Consider the following 15,996-nt stretch of genomic DNA (forward strand, 5'->3'; position numbering starts at 1 on the left):
GGGCCGGGGCGGATCAGCCCCGGCGGGGACGGGTCAGACGGTCAGCGCCCGGTCCGTCGGGCGGACCGGTGCGGGCAACTCGCTCGCCCCGGTCAGATAGCGGTCCACTCCACGGGCGGCCGAGCGGCCCTCGGCGATGGCCCACACGATCAGCGACTGACCGCGTCCGGCGTCACCTGCAACGTACACGCCTTCGACATTGGTCGCGTAATCGGCGTCCCGCACGATGTTCCCGCGGCCGTCGAGGTCAAGACCGAACTGCTGGACGAGACCGTTCTCCTGGTCCGTGCCGGTGAAGCCCATCGCGAGCGTGACCAGCTGGGCCGGAATGCTGCGCTCGGTGCCGGGCTTCTGCTCCAGCTTGCCGTCCTTGAACTCCACCTCGACCAGGTGCAGCGACTGGACATTACCGTCCTCGTCGCCTTCGAAGTGGGTGGTGGAGACGGAGTACACCCGCTCGCCGCCCTCCTCGTGGGCCGAGGTGACCTTGTAGAGCATGGGGAAGGTGGGCCAGGGCTGGCCGGTGCTGCGGTCCTCACCCGGGCGGGGCATGATCTCCAGCTGGGTCACCGATGCGGCACCCTGGCGGTGGGCGGTGCCGACGCAGTCGGCGCCCGTGTCACCGCCGCCGATCACGACGACGTGCTTGCCCGCGGCGGTGATCGGCGGGGCGATGAAGTCGCCTTCCTGCACCTTGTTGGCCAGCGGCAGGTACTCCATCGCGAAGTGGATGCCGCGCAGCTCACGACCGGGGGCGGGCAGATCGCGGGAGACGGTCGCGCCGGCCGCGACGACCACCGCGTCATAGCGGCGGCGCAGCTGGGCCGCTTCGATGTCCCGGCCGATCTCGACCTCGGTACGGAACTTGGTGCCCTCCGCGCGCATCTGCTCGATGCGGCGGTTGATGTGCACCTTCTCCATCTTGAACTCGGGGATGCCGTACCGCAGCAGTCCGCCGATCCGGTCGGCGCGCTCGTAGACGACGACGGTGTGACCGGCCCGGGTCAACTGCTGGGCGGCGGCGAGCCCGGCCGGTCCCGAGCCGATGACGGCGACCGTCTTGCCGGAGAGCCGCTCGGGCGGCTGGGGGGTGACGTCGCCGGAGTCCCACGCCTTGTCGATGATGGAGACTTCGACGTTCTTGATGGTGACGGCCGGCTGGTTGATGCCGAGGACGCACGCCGACTCACAGGGAGCGGGGCACAGCCGCCCGGTGAACTCCGGGAAGTTGTTGGTGGCGTGCAGCCGCTCGCTGGCGGCTGCCCAGTCCTCGCGGTAGGCGTAGTCGTTCCACTCGGGGATGAGGTTCCCCAGCGGACAGCCGTTGTGGCAGAACGGGATGCCGCAGTCCATGCAGCGGCCGGCCTGCTTGCTGATGATCGGCAGCAGGGAGCCGGGAACGTAGACCTCGTTCCAGTCCTTGAGACGCTCGCCCACCGGGCGGGACGTGGCGACTTCGCGCCCGGTGGTCAGGAAGCCCTTGGGGTCAGCCATTGATCGCCGCCTCCATCATCTTCTCAGTGGTCTCCTGCTCGGAGAGACCGGCGAGCTCAGCGGCGTCCTTGGCGGCGAGCACTGCCTTGTACGTGGTTGGGATGATCTTGCTGAATCGTTCGACGCTCACCGACCAGTCGGCCAGCAGCTTCGCCGCGACGGTGGAGCCGGTCTCCTCCTGGTGCCGGCGCACGACGTCGTGCAGCCACTGCCTGTCGGTGTCGGAGAGGGGCTCGATCGCGGCCAGGTTGCCGGCGTTGACGTTGTCCCGGTCGAGGTCGATCAGATAGGCGACACCGCCGGACATGCCGGCCGCGAAATTGCGTCCGGTCTCGCCGATGACCACCGCGTGACCACCGGTCATGTACTCGCAGCCATGGTCGCCCACGCCCTCGGAGACCACGGTGGCACCGGAGTTGCGGACGCAGAACCGCTCACCCGTGCGCCCGCGGAGGAAGATCTCGCCGCCGGTCGCACCGTAGGCGATCGTGTTGCCCGCGATGGTGGAGAACTCCGCCAGGTGGTCCGCGCCCCGGTCCGGCCGGACGATGACCCGACCGCCGGACAGACCCTTGCCGACGTAGTCGTTGGCATCGCCCTCCAGCCGCAGCGTGACACCGCGCGGTACGAAGGCGCCGAAGGACTGGCCGGCGGAGCCCGTGAAGGTGATGTCGATGGTGTCGTCGGGGAGTCCGGCACCGCCGAACGCCTTGGTCACCTCGTACCCGAGCATGGTGCCGACGGTCCGGTTGATGTTGCGGATGGCCACCTGGGCGCGCACCGGCTGGGCGGCCTCGGGGCTCTCCGCCTTCAGGGCGTCGATGGCGAGCTTGATCAGCTCGTTGTCGAGCGCCTTCGACAGCCCGTGGTCCTGCTCGATCAGGGCGTGGCGCACCGCGCCATCGGCGAGTTCGGGCACGTGGAACAGCGGTGCCAGGTCCAGGCCCTGGGCCTTGAAGTGGCTGACGGCCCGCTCGGTCTCCAGGAGTTCGGCATGGCCGACGGCCTCCTCGACGGAACGGAAGCCCAGCTCGGCGAGGAGTTCTCGGACCTCTTCGGCGATGAACTCGAAGTAGTTGACGACGTACTCGGCCTTGCCGGAGAACCGGTCCCGCAGCACCGGGTTCTGGGTGGCGATGCCGACCGGGCAGGTGTCCAGGTGGCAGACGCGCATCATGACGCAGCCGGAGACGACGAGCGGCGCGGTGGCGAAGCAGTACTCCTCCGCACCGAGCAGTGCGGCGATGACCACGTCACGGCCGGTCTTGAGCTGGCCGTCGGTCTGCACCACGATCCGGTCGCGCAGGCCGTTGAGCAGCAGGGTCTGCTGCGTCTCGGCCAGTCCCAGCTCCCAGGGGCCGCCCGCGTGCTTCAGCGAGGTGAGCGGGGAGGCTCCCGTACCGCCGTCGTGTCCGGAGATCAAGACCACGTCGGCGTGGGCCTTGGAGACGCCGGCGGCGACCGTGCCGACTCCGACCTCGGAGACGAGCTTGACGTGGATGCGGGCCCGCGGGTTGGCGTTCTTGAGGTCGTGGATCAGCTGGGCGAGATCCTCGATGGAGTAGATGTCGTGGTGCGGGGGCGGCGAGATCAGGCCCACGCCGGGGGTGGAGTGCCGGGTCTTGGCGACCCACGGGTAGACCTTGTGGCCGGGCAGCTGGCCGCCTTCGCCGGGCTTGGCGCCCTGGGCCATCTTGATCTGGATGTCGTCGGCGTTGACCAGGTACTCGCTGGTGACGCCGAAGCGCCCGGAGGCGACCTGCTTGATGCTGGAGCGGCGGACCGGGTCGTACAGGCGGTCCGGGTCCTCGCCGCCCTCACCGGTGTTCGACTTGCCGCCGAGCCGGTTCATGGCGATGGCGAGGGTCTCGTGGGCCTCGCGCGAGATGGATCCGTAGGACATGGCACCGGTGGAGAACCGCTTGACGATCTCGCTGACCGGCTCGACCTCGTCGAGCGGGATGGACTCGCGCTCGCCCTTGAAGCCGAAGAGGCCGCGCAGGGTCATCAGTCGCTCGGACTGCTCGTTCACCCGGTCCGTGTACTGCTTGAAGATGTCGTAGCGACGGTTGCGGGTGGCGTGCTGGAGGCGGAAGACCGTCTCCGGGTCGAACAGGTGCGGTTCGCCCTCGCGGCGCCACTGGTACTCGCCGCCGATGTCCAGCGCGCGGTGCGCAGGGGCGATGCCCGAGGTGGGGTACGCCTTGGTGTGCCGGGCCGCGACCTCGTCGGCGACGATGTCGAGCCCCGCACCACCGATCTTGGTGGCGGTGCCGTTGAAGTACGTGTCGACGAAGGCCGAGTCCAGGCCGATGGCTTCGAAGACCTGGGCGCCTCGGTAGGAGGCGACGGTCGAGATGCCCATCTTGGACATGACCTTGAGGACGCCCTTGCCGAGCGCGTAGATCAGGTTGCGGATGGCCTGCTCGGGCTCGATGCCCTCGATGAAGGTGCCGGCGCGGACCAGGTCCTCGACGGTCTCCATCGCGAGGTACGGGTTGACCGCGGCGGCGCCGTAACCGATCAGCAGCGCGACGTGGTGCACCTCGCGGACGTCGCCCGCCTCGACCAGCAGGCCCACCTGGGTGCGCTGCTTGGTGCGGATGAGGTGGTGGTGGACCGCGGAGGTCAGCAGCAGGGAGGGGATCGGTGCGTGTTCGGCGTCCGAGTGGCGGTCGGAGAGCACGATCAGCCGGGCGCCGCCCTCGATGGCGTCGTCGACCTCGGCGCAGATGGCGTCGATACGGGCGGCCAGGGCCTCGCCGCCCCCGCTGACGCGGTAGAGGCCGGAGAGCGTGGCGGCCTTCATCCCGGGCAGGTCACCGTCGGCGTTGATGTGGATGAGCTTGGCCAGCTCATCGTTATCGATCACCGGGAAGGGCAGGGTGACGCTACGACAGGACGCGGCCGTGGGCTCCAGGATGTTGCCGGCCGGGCCCAGCGACGAGTGCAGGGAGGTGACCAGTTCCTCGCGAATGGCATCCAACGGCGGGTTGGTGACCTGCGCGAACAGCTGGGTGAAGTAGTCGAACAGCAGCCGGGGGCGGGCCGAGAGGGCCGCGATCGGGGAGTCGGTTCCCATGGAGCCGAGGGGCTCTCCACCCGTCCTCGCCATCGGCGCGAGGATGATGCGGAGCTCCTCCTCCGTGTAACCGAACGTCTGCTGACGGCGGGTCACCGAGGCGTGGGTGTGGACGATGTGCTCGCGCTCGGGCAGGTCGCCGAGCCCGATGATGCCGGCGTCCAGCCACTCCGCGTAGGGCTGCTCCGCGGCGAGGGTGGACTTGATCTCGTCGTCCTCGATGATGCGGTGCTCCGCGGTGTCGACGAGGAACATCTTGCCCGGCTGGAGGCGGCCCTTGCGGACGACCTTCGCGGGGTCGATGTCGAGGACGCCGACCTCGGACGAGAGCACGACGAGACCGTCGTCGGTCACCCAGTAGCGGCCGGGGCGCAGACCGTTGCGGTCGAGGACCGCACCGACCTGGACACCGTCGGTGAAGGTGACGCAGGCGGGGCCGTCCCAGGGCTCCATCATCGTGGAGTGGTACTGGTAGAAGGCGCGCCGGGCCGGGTCCATCGAGTCGTGGTTCTCCCACGCCTCGGGGACCATCATCAGGACGGAGTGGGGCAGGGAGCGTCCGCCGAGGTGGAGGAGTTCGAGCACCTCGTCGAAGGACGCCGAGTCGGAGGCGTCCGGGGTGCAGACCGGGAAGATCCGCTCCAGTTGCTGGGCATCGCCGCCGAAGAGGTCGGAGGCGAGCTGGGACTCGCGGGCGCGCATCCAGTTGCGGTTGCCCTTGACGGTGTTGATCTCACCGTTGTGGGCGACGAAGCGGTACGGGTGGGCGAGCGGCCAGCTCGGGAAGGTGTTCGTCGAGAACCGCGAGTGGACCAGGGCCACGGCGGTGGCCATCCGGCGGTCGGAGAGGTCCGGGAAGAAGGGCTCCAGCTGGCCGGTGGTCAGCATTCCCTTGTAGACGACGGTCCGCGCGGAGAGCGAGGGGAAGTAGACGCCTGCCTCGCGCTCGGAGCGCTTGCGCAGCACGAATGCCTTGCGGTCCAGGGCGATGCCCCGGCTGGCACCGTCACCGACGAAGATCTGTCGGAAGACGGGCATGGTGGCGCGGGCGGTGGCGCCGAGCAGCTCGGGGGCCACCGGGACCTCGCGCCAGCCGAGGACGGTGAGTCCTTCTTCGCTGGCGATGGTCTCGATCCGTGAGACGGCGTCGTCGGTCCCCTGCTCCGGCAGGAAGGCGATTCCGACGGCGTACGCCCCGGCCTCGGGCAGTTCGCATCCGCTGACCTCGCGCAGGAACGCGTCCGGAACCTGGAGCAGGATGCCGGCGCCGTCTCCCGAGTCGGGCTCGGAGCCGGTGGCACCGCGGTGCTCAAGGTTGCGGAGTACGGTCAGCGCCTGTTCCACCAGCTCATGGCTGGCCACACCGGTGAGGGTGGCCACGAACCCGACACCACATGCGTCGTGTTCGTTACGAGGGTCGTACATCCCCTGAGCAGCGGGGCGACCGTCCATGGGCGACCAGGCGTCGGAACGCATCGGCTCTCCCGTCGTCGTCGTGGCATGTTCAGTGCCGAGGGACGACGTTGGCCCTCTGCGAAATTTCGTGCAGGTTACATGATGGAGTGATTCTCGGAAAGTGGATTCTTCATTCCAACATGCGGACACCGTGGGGGGTGTGGGTAGGTCGCCTTCGGTCAGATCGAGGCCCTGGTGCGGAGCTGGCTTCATTGCCGGCAGCGCCTACGGCTCATGCCCTGTGATGACGGAATCGAAACCGCCGGGTTACGTGACTGTTTTTGCGGCGCCACGCATAGTGTCTCACCCTCAACGGAATCCGGCGCGGGGACGTCCGTCACACCCCTGCCACCTGCGGGGACGAACGGTCACCGCCGGGTGCGCGCCCGGGCAGCGCTAGGGGCGCACCGGGGGCGGTCTGCCTGGGGGGCCCGTACGAATTCCGCAGCCACCCGCCGAGGACAACCGATGGCGATCACACCGTCCGTACCGCGAGTGACGACACGGACCGATCCGGTCACCGCCCGGCTGACGCGGACCGCCCGAGGAGATGACCCGAGCGTGCAGTGGTGCTCAGAGCGCCGCTCCGAACAGGACGCCGAGCCCGTAGGTGACCGCGGCGGCCGCCCCTCCCAGCACCAGCTGCCGCAGTCCGCTGTACCACCAGCTGCGCGCCGTCACCCGGGCCACCAGCGCCCCGCAGGCGAAGAGGCCCACCAGCGCCAGCAGCACCGCCGGCCACAGCTCCGTCGCCCCCAGCAGATACGGCAGCACGGGCAACAGCGCGCCCAGCGCGAACGCCCCGAACGACGAGACGGCCGCCACCAGTGGGGACGGCAGATCGTCCGGGTCGACGCCCAGTTCCTCGCGGGCGTGGATCTCCAGCGCCTGCTCGGGGTCGCGGGAGAGTTGGAGTGCGACCTCTCGGGCGAGCGCGGGCTCCACCCCACGGGTGACGTAGAGCCCGGCGAGCTCCTCCATCTCGTCGACGGGGTGCTTGCGCAACTCCTTGCGCTCCACCTCCAACTCCGCCTGGACCAAATCCCGCTGGGAGGCGACCGAGGTGTACTCGCCCGCAGCCATCGAGAATGCGCCTGCGGCGAGGCCCGCGAGTCCGGTGATCACGATGGTCTGCGGGGCGACCGCGCCACCGGCGACCCCGGTCATCAGCGCGAGGTTGGAGACGAGTCCGTCCATCGCACCGAAGACCGCGGGCCGCAGCCACCCACCGTTGACGTCCCGGTGGGAGTGGTTGTCGCGGTGCGCCTCGTGCAGCGGCGCCTCGGTGTCGATGATGGACACACTGCCCCCTTTTTCTGTTTCTCCTGCTTTTCCTGCTTTTCCTGCTGTGGATCTCTCCCCGGCCCGGGCATCTCGATCTCAGCACTCCGTCGAACACCTCGAAAATACGCGCGATGTAAGGGGCGCGCTAGGAAGGCAGGCCGTACTTACCTTCTCGGACACGGAGAACATTTGGGGTGACAAGAGGGGAATGTCTGACTCGCAGCGCCTTCGTCGGGGCACAGATGGTCGCAACCTGACTCGCGCGTGAAAGGGGCCCGCCCCATGGAGTTGGCCGTCTGCCATCCCACCGATCCCCTCGGGAGCAGGCATCGGCGCCCCCATGCGCCGCCCGCCCCCGTGCCGTACTCGACGCTCAGGGACCGCGCGTGCGGCGCCCTCCTCGGGTTGGCCGTGGGGGATGCGCTCGGCGCTCCGGCGGAGAACCTGCGCCCCTCGGAGATCCGCCGGCGGTGGGGGCGCATCGAGGGTTTCGTCAGCGATGATCCGGCCGGTACGGACGACACCGAGTACGCGATCTTCTCGGGACTGCTGCTGGCCCGCCACGGCTCGGCACTCACCGTGGCGCAGGTGGAGAAGGCGTGGCACCACTGGATCGCCGATCTGGACGAGGGCCCCTTCCGGGGCGCGGGGTTCAGCGAACGCGGCACGTTGGAGAACCTACGGCGCGGTCTGGCCGCGCCCATCTCGGCCCAGCACCGGCACGCCTGGAGCGACGGACTGGCCATGCGGGCGGCGCCCTTCGGGGTGTTCGCCGCGGGACGTCCGCTGGAGGCGGCCAGGCTGGTCGCCATCGACGGCACCGTCAGCCATGACGGGGAGGGCATCTACGGAGGCCAGGCCGTGGCCGCGGGGGTGGCAGCCGCCATGGCTGGCGCCGGTCCGGCCGGAGTGATCGGCGCGGCCCTGTCGGTCATCCCCCTCGACTCCTGGACGTCCCGGTCCCTGCGCCGCGGTGTGGTGGCGGCCCAACGGGTGTACGAGGACACGCTCAGCATGGAGCGCGCCGTGCGCTCAGCGGTGGTGATCGGCGGCTACCCCTGGACCGACCTGGCGCCGGAGGCGGTGGGGCTGGCCTTCGGCGCTTTCGCCGCGGCCCGGGGGGACTTCCGCACCTCGGTCCTCACCGCGGTCAACATGGGACGCGATGCCGATACGACGGCCGCGGTCGCCGGCGCACTGGCGGGCGCGGTGTTCGGCGCGTCCGCGATCCCGACGGAGTGGTCATCGGCGATCGGCCCGGTCCGGGGCAGTTGCCTGCCTTCGATGAGGGGGCAGCACATCCTGGACGTCGCGGACCTGCTGATGCCCGACGAAGATCCACAGGTCGCGTCGTGACGGAGGTCGGCACGGTCCGTACGGGATACGAGCGCTGGGAGGACCTGCGCGGAGATCTGTACGGGGGCCTCTGCGCGGACCAGTACCGGGAGCCGAACGCTGGCGACCCGCCGCACCCGGTGGACGCCACCAGCACAGCGCAGCCCCGCCCGGCGAAACGCGCCACCCCGGCGGATGGCGGCCCCGACAGGCGGATTCACCCGTCACCAGATCGGCAGCCCACACCGGAAGCGGTCGGCCCGGACACGGGTCAACCGGACGGGGACGGCTCCGGCCCACGGCAGGGCCGGGCCGGACGGCGACGACCCGCATCCGCCCCTCCGGCCCGGGCCGTCGAGGGCCTGTTGCTCGGGCTCGCCGCCGGGGACGCGGCGGGTTGGCCCGCCGCCCGCCACCGGGCCGCCCGGATGCCCGAGTGGACCCGGCGCCTCACCCGCGAACTCGACACCTTCGCCGAGCAGAACGCCACCACCACCCTTCCGGTGCCCATCGCGCTCAACCAACCGCCCGAACCCCTGCGGCTGGGCCCGTCCGACGACGCCGAATGGGCCGCCTTCACCGCGGAGACCGTCCTCACCGCGGCCGGCCCGCTGTTCGCCTCCCTGCCGCCCGCCCGACGGCTCCGGGCCGCCGTCGACCTCGCGTGGAACTCCCTCGCCAGCGCGATCGCCGCCGCAGCCGAACGCGCGCCCGAGGTCGAGTCGGCGGTGCTGCCCCTGCGTGCCCGCATCTCGGTGCGGGCGGGGCTCGGGAACCTCGCCACCGGGCTGCGCCCGCCCGCGACCGGCCACGACAATCCGCACTACTTCGACGACGCCGCCTGCGTACGGGCCGCGGTCCTGGCCGTCGCGCACCCCGGCGACCCCCGTTCGGCGGCGACTCTGGCCGAGTTCGACGCCCGGTACACCCAGGACGGGGACGGGGTGCACGGCGCACGGGCGATGGCAGCGGCGATCGCAGCGGCACTCGGGGGCGCCTCGGTCGACGACGCCGTGGACGCGGCCCTCGCCCAACTCCCCGACACCACCGAGATCGGCCGCAACGCCCAACACGCCGTCAAACTCGCCCGGGACGCGACCGCCGCCTTCGACCTCGTACCCCTGCTGGAACACCAGATCGTCGACCACGTCTACAGCTACGGAATCGCCGCGGCCGAGACCGTACCGGTGGCGCTCGCCGTCGCCACTGCGGCCCGCGGCCGGGTCGCCGAGGCGGTCCCGGCCGCGGCCTGCCTCTCCCGGGTCGCGGACTCGGCGCCCGCCCTCGCCGGTGCGCTGACCGGCGCACTCGGCGGCGGCGACGCCATCCCCGGCAGTTGGCGAGACGCCTGCCGCACCCTGGCGGGGTGTGCGCTACCGCGTCTCGCGGGTACCGATCTCGTCGAACTCGCCGAGTTGCTCGCACACACGGAACTGGCCGCCCCGGGTGGACAATTCCGACATGACGCTGAAATCCGAGAGGTTCACGCTCGCGACCCCCACCCTCGATGACCGGATCACCGGCAGTCTGATCGGCGCAGCGGTCGGCGATGCGCTCGGCGGCCCGGTGGAGGGGTACGCGCCCGAGCAGATCGCCGAACGGCACGGCGGCAGGATCCACGGCATCGTCGGCCCCTGGGCCGGCGAACACTGGCGCACCGCCCGCCCCCTCGCCCCGTACCACAAGGGCGACGGCCACATCACCGACGACACCCTGATGACCCATGCCCTGATCCGGGTGTACGTCCGGGTCCGCGACCACCTCGACGCCTACGCGATCGCCGAACACCTCGTTCCGGACCTGATCTCCACCCCCCGTTGGATCCCTGAACTCGAAGCGGCGGCCCTCCCCCTCCAGCGGATCTTCCTCGCCGAGAAATGGCTGGTGACGCGGCTGCACTACGGGCACCACGATCCGCGCGAGGCGGGCTACGGAAACATCGTCAACTGTGGCGCGGCCATGTACATGGCTCCCGTCGGACTGGTCAACGCGGCACATCCCGAAGCTGCTTACGCCGAGGCGCTGGACATCGCGGGCGCCCACCAGTCCTCCTACGGGCGCGAGGCGGCCGGAGTGTTCGCCGCCGCCGTCGCCGCGGCCTGTCAACCCGGAGCCACACCCACCTCGGTACTGGAAGCGTCGCTCTCCCTGGCCAAGGACGGAACCCGGGCGGCCATCGAAGCGGTGGCCGACGTCGCGGACCGATACACGGACTTCGAGTCGGCGCTCGCCCCGCTGCGGGCCGCGGTGACCCCGTTCGACACCGTCGGACCCGACTACCGCTCGCCGTCCCTGGCCGCCCGCAGACCCTCCCGGCTCCACGCGATCGAAGAGCTTCCCGTGGCGCTCGGCATGTTGATCGTCGGGGCGGGCGACTACCGACACACGGTGTTGGGCGCGGTGAACTACGGGCGGGACTGCGACTCGATCGCCACCATGGCGGGGGCGATCGCCGGTGCGCTCCAGGGCGAGTCGGCCATCCCGCACGACTGGGCGAAGCAGGTCGCCGAGGCCAGCCGGCTCGATCTGCACGCCCCGGCGCGTGAACTCGCCGCGGTGGCCCGGGAGGTCTTCACCCGGGACCGTGAGCGCCGACGCGACCATGAGTCGGCGTTCGCGCTGCTGACCGCGGAAGCCCGATGAGCCCCCTGCCCCCGGACTCTGGCTCCCCGCTCACCCGGGAGGCGACATCGGCGGAGGCCGGTACGCGGAGCAGCGCCGGCGCCCCCGCACCGTCGCATGACCGGGCTGCCGATAGACGGGACCGTGGTCCGGTGGTTCGGGGCCGTACGTCCCGGGGCGCCCCCGGGCTGCGCTTCACCTGGGTGCAGCCCGAGGACCTCATCGGACATGAACTGCGGCAGGCCGCGGAAGACGGGCGGGACGCCCGTGCCATCGCCGCCCGTTGGCACCTCGCAGGCGGAAGTGGGCCTCCGTCCGCGGCCGGGGCGTCCGCGTCACCCGCCCCTGCGGAGTTGCGCACCCTGGCGCTACGGCTGCTGGACGAGTTGGCGGGCCTGCCCGATCCGCTCGCCGCGACGGAACCGACCGAACTCGCCGCCATCCGCGCACTCTGCCCCGACTGGCCGCCACCACCCGAACGCCGTTCCCCACTCCCCCACGCCACCACAGGCCCGCGCAGCGCGCCGGACAGTAAACCGGGCAGCGATCGACCCGCGTCACGAGCTCCCGAGTACGCGACCGGCGCCTCCCACCTCCGCGCCCTCCACGCCGCCTGGCTCGGCAGGGCGGCCGGATGCCTGCTGGGCAAGCCGGTCGAGAAGCTCCCCCTGGGCGCGATCCGTGCCATCGGGCGCGCCACCGACAACTGGCCCCTGAGCACCTGGTTCACCGCCCGGGGTCTACCGAAGGAGCTGAGCCGCGCCCACCCGTGGAACCGCCGCTCCGCGGGCACCTCGCTCGCCGAGAACATCAACGGAATGCCGGAGGACGACGACCTCAACTACCCGCTGCTCAACCTGCTGTTGCTCCAGCGGTACGGGCGCGGCTTCCGCACGGACGACGTGGCACGGCTCTGGCTCGACGAGCTGCCCGCGGGCCGGACCTTCACCGCGGAGCGCATCGCCCTGCGCAACCTCCTCTTCGGACTCGAACCCCCCGACTGCGCCCGCCACCACAACCCCTTCCGGGAGTGGATCGGTGCCGCCATCCGTGCCGATGTCCACGGCTGGACCAACCCCGGTGACCCGGGTGCGGCAGCCGCCCAGGCACAGCGCGACGCGGCGCTCACCCACACGGCGAGCGGAGTCCACAGCGCCATGTTCATCGCCGCCGCCATCGCCGCGGCTGCCGACCCGCAGACCGACGTCCACCGCGCCCTGGACATCGGCCTCACCGTCGTACCCGCCGCGTCCCGGCTTGCGGTCGCCGTTCGCGACGCCGTCCTCACCGCCCGCCAGGAAGCGGACTTCGACACCGTCGTCGACCGACTGCACCTCGCCCACGGCCACTACCACTGGGTCCATGCGATCCCCAATGCGGCGCTCCTCGCGGCGGCCCTCACCCATGCGGACGGCGACTTCACCGGGTCCATCTGCCGTGCGGTCAGCGGAGGATGGGACACCGACTCCAACGGCGCTACCGCGGGTTCCCTGGCGGGGTTGCTCGCCCGACGGCCGGAAGCGCTGCCCGACCGGTGGACCGCACCCCTGAAGAACCGCCTCACCACGTCCATCGCCGGATTCGACGGCATCGGCTTCGACACCCTCGCCCACCTCACCCATCAGGAGGCGCTCCGCCCATGACCGGCATCGCGGTGCTCGGCAGCACCAACATGGATCTGGTGGCCTATGTGGCCCGCGCGCCGAAACGCGGGGAGACCGTCACCGGGCGGGAGTTCCGTACGGTTCCGGGCGGCAAGGGCGCCAATCAGGCCGTCGCCGCCGCGCGAGCGGGCGGCGACGTCGCCATGATGGGCGCGGTCGGCTCGGACGCCTTCGGCGACCAGCTCCGACAGACCCTGGTCTCCTCCGGGGTCGACGTCGATCTGCTGCGCAGGGCCGACGGCCCGTCCGGGACCGCCCACATCGTCGTCGACGACGAGGGGGGCAACGCCATCGTCGTCATCCCCGGCGCCAACGGCACGGTCACCGCGCTCGCCCCCGGTGACGAGGCCCTGATCGCCACCGCCGATCTGCTCCTGCTCCAACTCGAACTCCCCCTCAGCGCCGTACTCGACGGAGCACGGGCCGCCCGTCGACACGGCGTGCGGACCGTACTGACGCCAGCACCCGCCCAGCCGCTCTCCGACGACCTCCTGTCCGCCGTCGACCTCCTGGTGCCCAACGAACACGAGGCCGCGGCACTCACCGGAACGACAGACCCCCATCAGGCCGCGGTCGCACTGCTGCGCAAGGTGCCGGAGGTCGTGATCACCCTCGGTGCGGCCGGCAGTCTCTACGCCAGCAGGGACGCCGCGCCCTTCACCGTCCCCGCCCCCGGGGTGACGGCGGTGGACACGACCGGAGCGGGTGACACCTTCGTGGGCACCCTCGCCGTCGCCCTCGGTGAGCGACGGCCGGTGGGCGAAGCCCTGCACTGGGCGTCCACGGCCGCCGCCCTCTGCGTCCGACGCCACGGCGCATCCACCTCCATGCCCTACCGCTCGGAGATCGACGACGCCTCATGACACAGCCATCACCCACCCCCCACGCACCCCTAGACGGACTGCGCGTGCTCGATCTGGCCACCCTCTTCGCCGGACCACTCGCCGCCACCCTGCTGGGCGACTTCGGCGCCGAGGTCATCAAGGTCGAGCACCCCCGGCGCCCGGACCCCTCCCGCGGCCACGGCCCGGCCAAGGACGGCATCGGCCTCTGGTGGAAGGTACTGGGCCGCAACAAACGCACGATCACCCTCGACCTGTCCGCCCCCGGCGGGCGCGACACCCTGCTCAGACTCGCCGCCACCGCCGATGTGGTCATCGAGAACTTCCGCCCGGGCACCCTGGAGCGTTGGGGCCTCGGTTGGCCCGAGTTGAGCACGGCCAACCCGCGGCTGGTACTGGCGCGCGTCACGGCGTTCGGACAGCACGGCCCCTACTCCCACCGGCCCGGATTCGGCACGCTCGCCGAAGCGATGAGCGGCTTCGCCGCCATCACGGGTGAGCCCGACGGCCCCCCGACCCTTCCCCCCTTCGGTCTCGCCGACTCGATCGCCGCGCTCGCCACCGCCTATGCCGTCATGACCGCCCTCGCCGCCCGCCACACCACCGAACGCGGACAGTTGGTCGACCTGGCGATCATCGAACCGATCCTGGCCGTTCTCGGCCCCCAGCCGCTCTGGTACGACCAACTCGGCTATGTACAGCCCCGCACGGGGAACCGCTCCCGCAACAACGCCCCGCGCAACACCTATCGGACCGCCGACGGACAGTGGGTCGCCGTCTCCACGTCCGCGCAGTCCATCGCCGAGCGGGTGATGCGGCTGGTGGGACGCCCCGAACTGATCGACGAGCCCTGGTTCACCACCGGTACCGGCCGTGCCGAACACAGCGACGTACTCGACGAGGCCGTCGGCCACTGGATCGGCCGACGTACCCGGGCGGAGGCCCTGGCCGCCTTCGACAAGGCGGAAGCGGCCATCGCCCCGGTCTACGACATCCGCGATGTGATGGACGATCCGCAGTTCCGGGCGCTGGAGAGCATCACCGAGGTGCCCGACCCCGATCTCGGCCCCCTCCGTATGCAGAACGTCCTCTTCCGACTGTCCGAGACGCCCGGAGCCATTCGATGGGCGGGCCGCGCCCATGGATCGGACACGGAGGAGGTCCTGACCGAACTGGGTCTGACCGCCGCCGACATCACCGCACTGCGCACCCAGGGAGCCGTATGACTTCTCCCCAGATCCCCCAGACCCCTCACACCCCTCAGTTCTCTCCGCTCCCCTCGATCGCCCGCGCTCCGCAGACCCCACCGGAGCCCCCGGGCTCCCCGGCCGTGCCGCCCGCTCATGAGCCCGTGGTCCCTTCCCCGGCGCACCAGCCCATGACCCCCCTGACCTATCTCTACGCCCCCGGCGATCGCCCGCACGTCGTCGCCAAGGCCCTGGCGTCCGGCGCCGACGCAGTGATCATCGATCTTGAAGACGCGGTGGCCCCCGACCGCAAGGACTACGCCCTCACCGCCACCGCCGAACTGCTCGCGGGGCCCCAACCCCTGCCCGTACACGTACGCGTCAACTCCCCCCGCTCCCGGCACACCCGGCAGGCAGTCGAAGCCCTCAGCGCACTGCCCGGCCTCGCCGCCTTCCGTGTTCCCAAGGTCGCACACGCCACTGACATCCGCCGGATCGCCCGACTCGCCCCCGGCGTCCCGCTGCACCCCCTGTTGGAAACGGCCCTGGCGATCGAGCACGCGTACACGATCGCCACCGCGGACCCGGCCGTCCACGGGATCTCCCTGGGAGAGGCCGACCTCCGCGCCGACCTCGGCGTACGGGACGGCGCCGCGCTCGACTGGCCGCGGAGCCGCATCGTCGTCGCCGCCCGCGCGGCCGGACTGCCGCCCCCGCCGCAGTCCGTCTTCCCCGACATCCGGGACCTGGACGCGCTGTACGCCTCCTGCGCCCACGGCCGTGCGCTCGGCTTCCTGGGGCGGGCCGCCATCCACCCCCGCCAGCTACGCGTCATCGAGCGCGCCTTCCGCCCCACGCAACGCGAGATCGAGGCCGCCGAGGAGGTCATCACCGCGGCGGCCACCGACGAGGGCGCGCTCGCCCTGCCCGACGGTCGTTTCGTCGACGCCGCCATCGTGGCCGCGGCCCGCCGCACCCTGTCCATCGCACACCGCGCGGACACCTCGTGAGCCCCCGGGAATGACACGAGG

Annotated in this window: 10 protein-coding genes; 7 read left to right on the forward strand and 3 right to left on the reverse strand. The window is 71.1% G+C overall.

The genetic code is table 11. The features are described 5' to 3' along the window. Window positions 1-33: 33 nt before the first annotated feature. From ABZ348_RS08865 to ABZ348_RS08875, 3 genes are all read right to left on the reverse strand, one after another. Window positions 34-1,494: a glutamate synthase subunit beta gene (locus ABZ348_RS08865; RefSeq protein WP_358930808.1), complete on the reverse strand. Its 1,461-nt coding sequence runs from the start codon at window positions 1,492-1,494 to the stop codon at window positions 34-36. Next, window positions 1,487-6,052: a glutamate synthase large subunit gene (gene gltB, locus ABZ348_RS08870; protein WP_358930810.1), complete on the reverse strand. Its 4,566-nt coding sequence runs from the start codon at window positions 6,050-6,052 to the stop codon at window positions 1,487-1,489. The genes ABZ348_RS08865 and gltB overlap by 8 nt, the downstream gene beginning before the upstream one ends. 552 nt (window positions 6,053-6,604) lie before the next feature. Beyond that, a complete protein-coding gene (locus ABZ348_RS08875) occupies window positions 6,605-7,333 on the reverse strand; it encodes a VIT1/CCC1 transporter family protein (RefSeq protein WP_358930812.1) in 729 nt (242 codons plus the stop codon). 264 nt (window positions 7,334-7,597) lie between these two features. On the opposite strand from ABZ348_RS08875, the gene ABZ348_RS08880 reads away from it, so the two are divergent. The 7 genes from ABZ348_RS08880 to ABZ348_RS08910 all read left to right on the forward strand — a co-directional run bounded on the left by ABZ348_RS08880 (window position 7,598) and on the right by ABZ348_RS08910 (window position 15,975). Further along, window positions 7,598-8,671 (forward strand): ADP-ribosylglycohydrolase family protein, encoded by a 1,074-nt coding sequence (locus ABZ348_RS08880; protein WP_358930814.1) that lies wholly within the window; start codon window positions 7,598-7,600, stop codon window positions 8,669-8,671. Beyond that, window positions 8,668-10,161: an ADP-ribosylglycohydrolase family protein gene (locus ABZ348_RS08885; protein ID WP_358930816.1), complete on the forward strand. Its 1,494-nt coding sequence runs from the start codon at window positions 8,668-8,670 to the stop codon at window positions 10,159-10,161. Before ABZ348_RS08880 ends, ABZ348_RS08885 begins: the two co-directional genes overlap by 4 nt. After that, window positions 10,112-11,293 (forward strand): ADP-ribosylglycohydrolase family protein, encoded by a 1,182-nt coding sequence (locus ABZ348_RS08890; RefSeq protein ID WP_358930818.1) that lies wholly within the window; start codon window positions 10,112-10,114, stop codon window positions 11,291-11,293. Before ABZ348_RS08885 ends, ABZ348_RS08890 begins: the two co-directional genes overlap by 50 nt. A 131-nt stretch (window positions 11,294-11,424) precedes the next feature. Beyond that, window positions 11,425-12,915, forward strand: a complete 1,491-nt coding sequence (locus tag ABZ348_RS08895; protein ID WP_358930820.1) for an ADP-ribosylglycohydrolase family protein — start codon at window positions 11,425-11,427, stop codon at window positions 12,913-12,915. Then, a complete protein-coding gene (gene rbsK / locus ABZ348_RS08900; RefSeq protein ID WP_358930822.1) occupies window positions 12,912-13,799 on the forward strand; it encodes a ribokinase in 888 nt (295 codons plus the stop codon). Before ABZ348_RS08895 ends, rbsK begins: the two co-directional genes overlap by 4 nt. Next, window positions 13,796-15,004 carry a CoA transferase gene (locus ABZ348_RS08905; protein ID WP_358930824.1) on the forward strand — a complete coding sequence of 403 codons (1,209 nt, stop codon included), beginning with the start codon at window positions 13,796-13,798 and terminating at the stop codon, window positions 15,002-15,004. The genes rbsK and ABZ348_RS08905 overlap by 4 nt, the downstream gene beginning before the upstream one ends. Window positions 15,005-15,156: 152 nt before the next feature. Beyond that, window positions 15,157-15,975 carry a CoA ester lyase gene (locus ABZ348_RS08910; RefSeq protein WP_358931068.1) on the forward strand — a complete coding sequence of 273 codons (819 nt, stop codon included), beginning with the start codon at window positions 15,157-15,159 and terminating at the stop codon, window positions 15,973-15,975. Window positions 15,976-15,996: the final 21 nt, after the last annotated feature.

This window comes from Streptomyces sp. NPDC005963 (assembly GCF_040638655.1).
In the GTDB taxonomy this organism is placed as follows: Bacteria; Actinomycetota; Actinomycetes; order Streptomycetales; family Streptomycetaceae; genus Streptomyces.

Excerpts from the sequence above, each read along its gene's own strand:
- ABZ348_RS08865 (WP_358930808.1), bottom strand. The coding sequence starts at position 1,494 with ATGGCTGACCCCAAGGGCTTCCTGACCACCGGGCGCGAAGTCGCCACG.
- gltB (WP_358930810.1), bottom strand. The coding sequence starts at position 6,052 with ATGCGTTCCGACGCCTGGTCGCCCATGGACGGTCGCCCCGCTGCTCAG.
- ABZ348_RS08880 (WP_358930814.1), top strand. The coding sequence starts at position 7,598 with ATGGAGTTGGCCGTCTGCCATCCCACCGATCCCCTCGGGAGCAGGCAT.
- ABZ348_RS08890 (WP_358930818.1), top strand. The coding sequence starts at position 10,112 with ATGACGCTGAAATCCGAGAGGTTCACGCTCGCGACCCCCACCCTCGAT.
- rbsK (WP_358930822.1), top strand. The coding sequence starts at position 12,912 with ATGACCGGCATCGCGGTGCTCGGCAGCACCAACATGGATCTGGTGGCC.
- ABZ348_RS08905 (WP_358930824.1), top strand. The coding sequence starts at position 13,796 with ATGACACAGCCATCACCCACCCCCCACGCACCCCTAGACGGACTGCGC.
- ABZ348_RS08910 (WP_358931068.1), top strand. The coding sequence starts at position 15,157 with ATGACCCCCCTGACCTATCTCTACGCCCCCGGCGATCGCCCGCACGTC.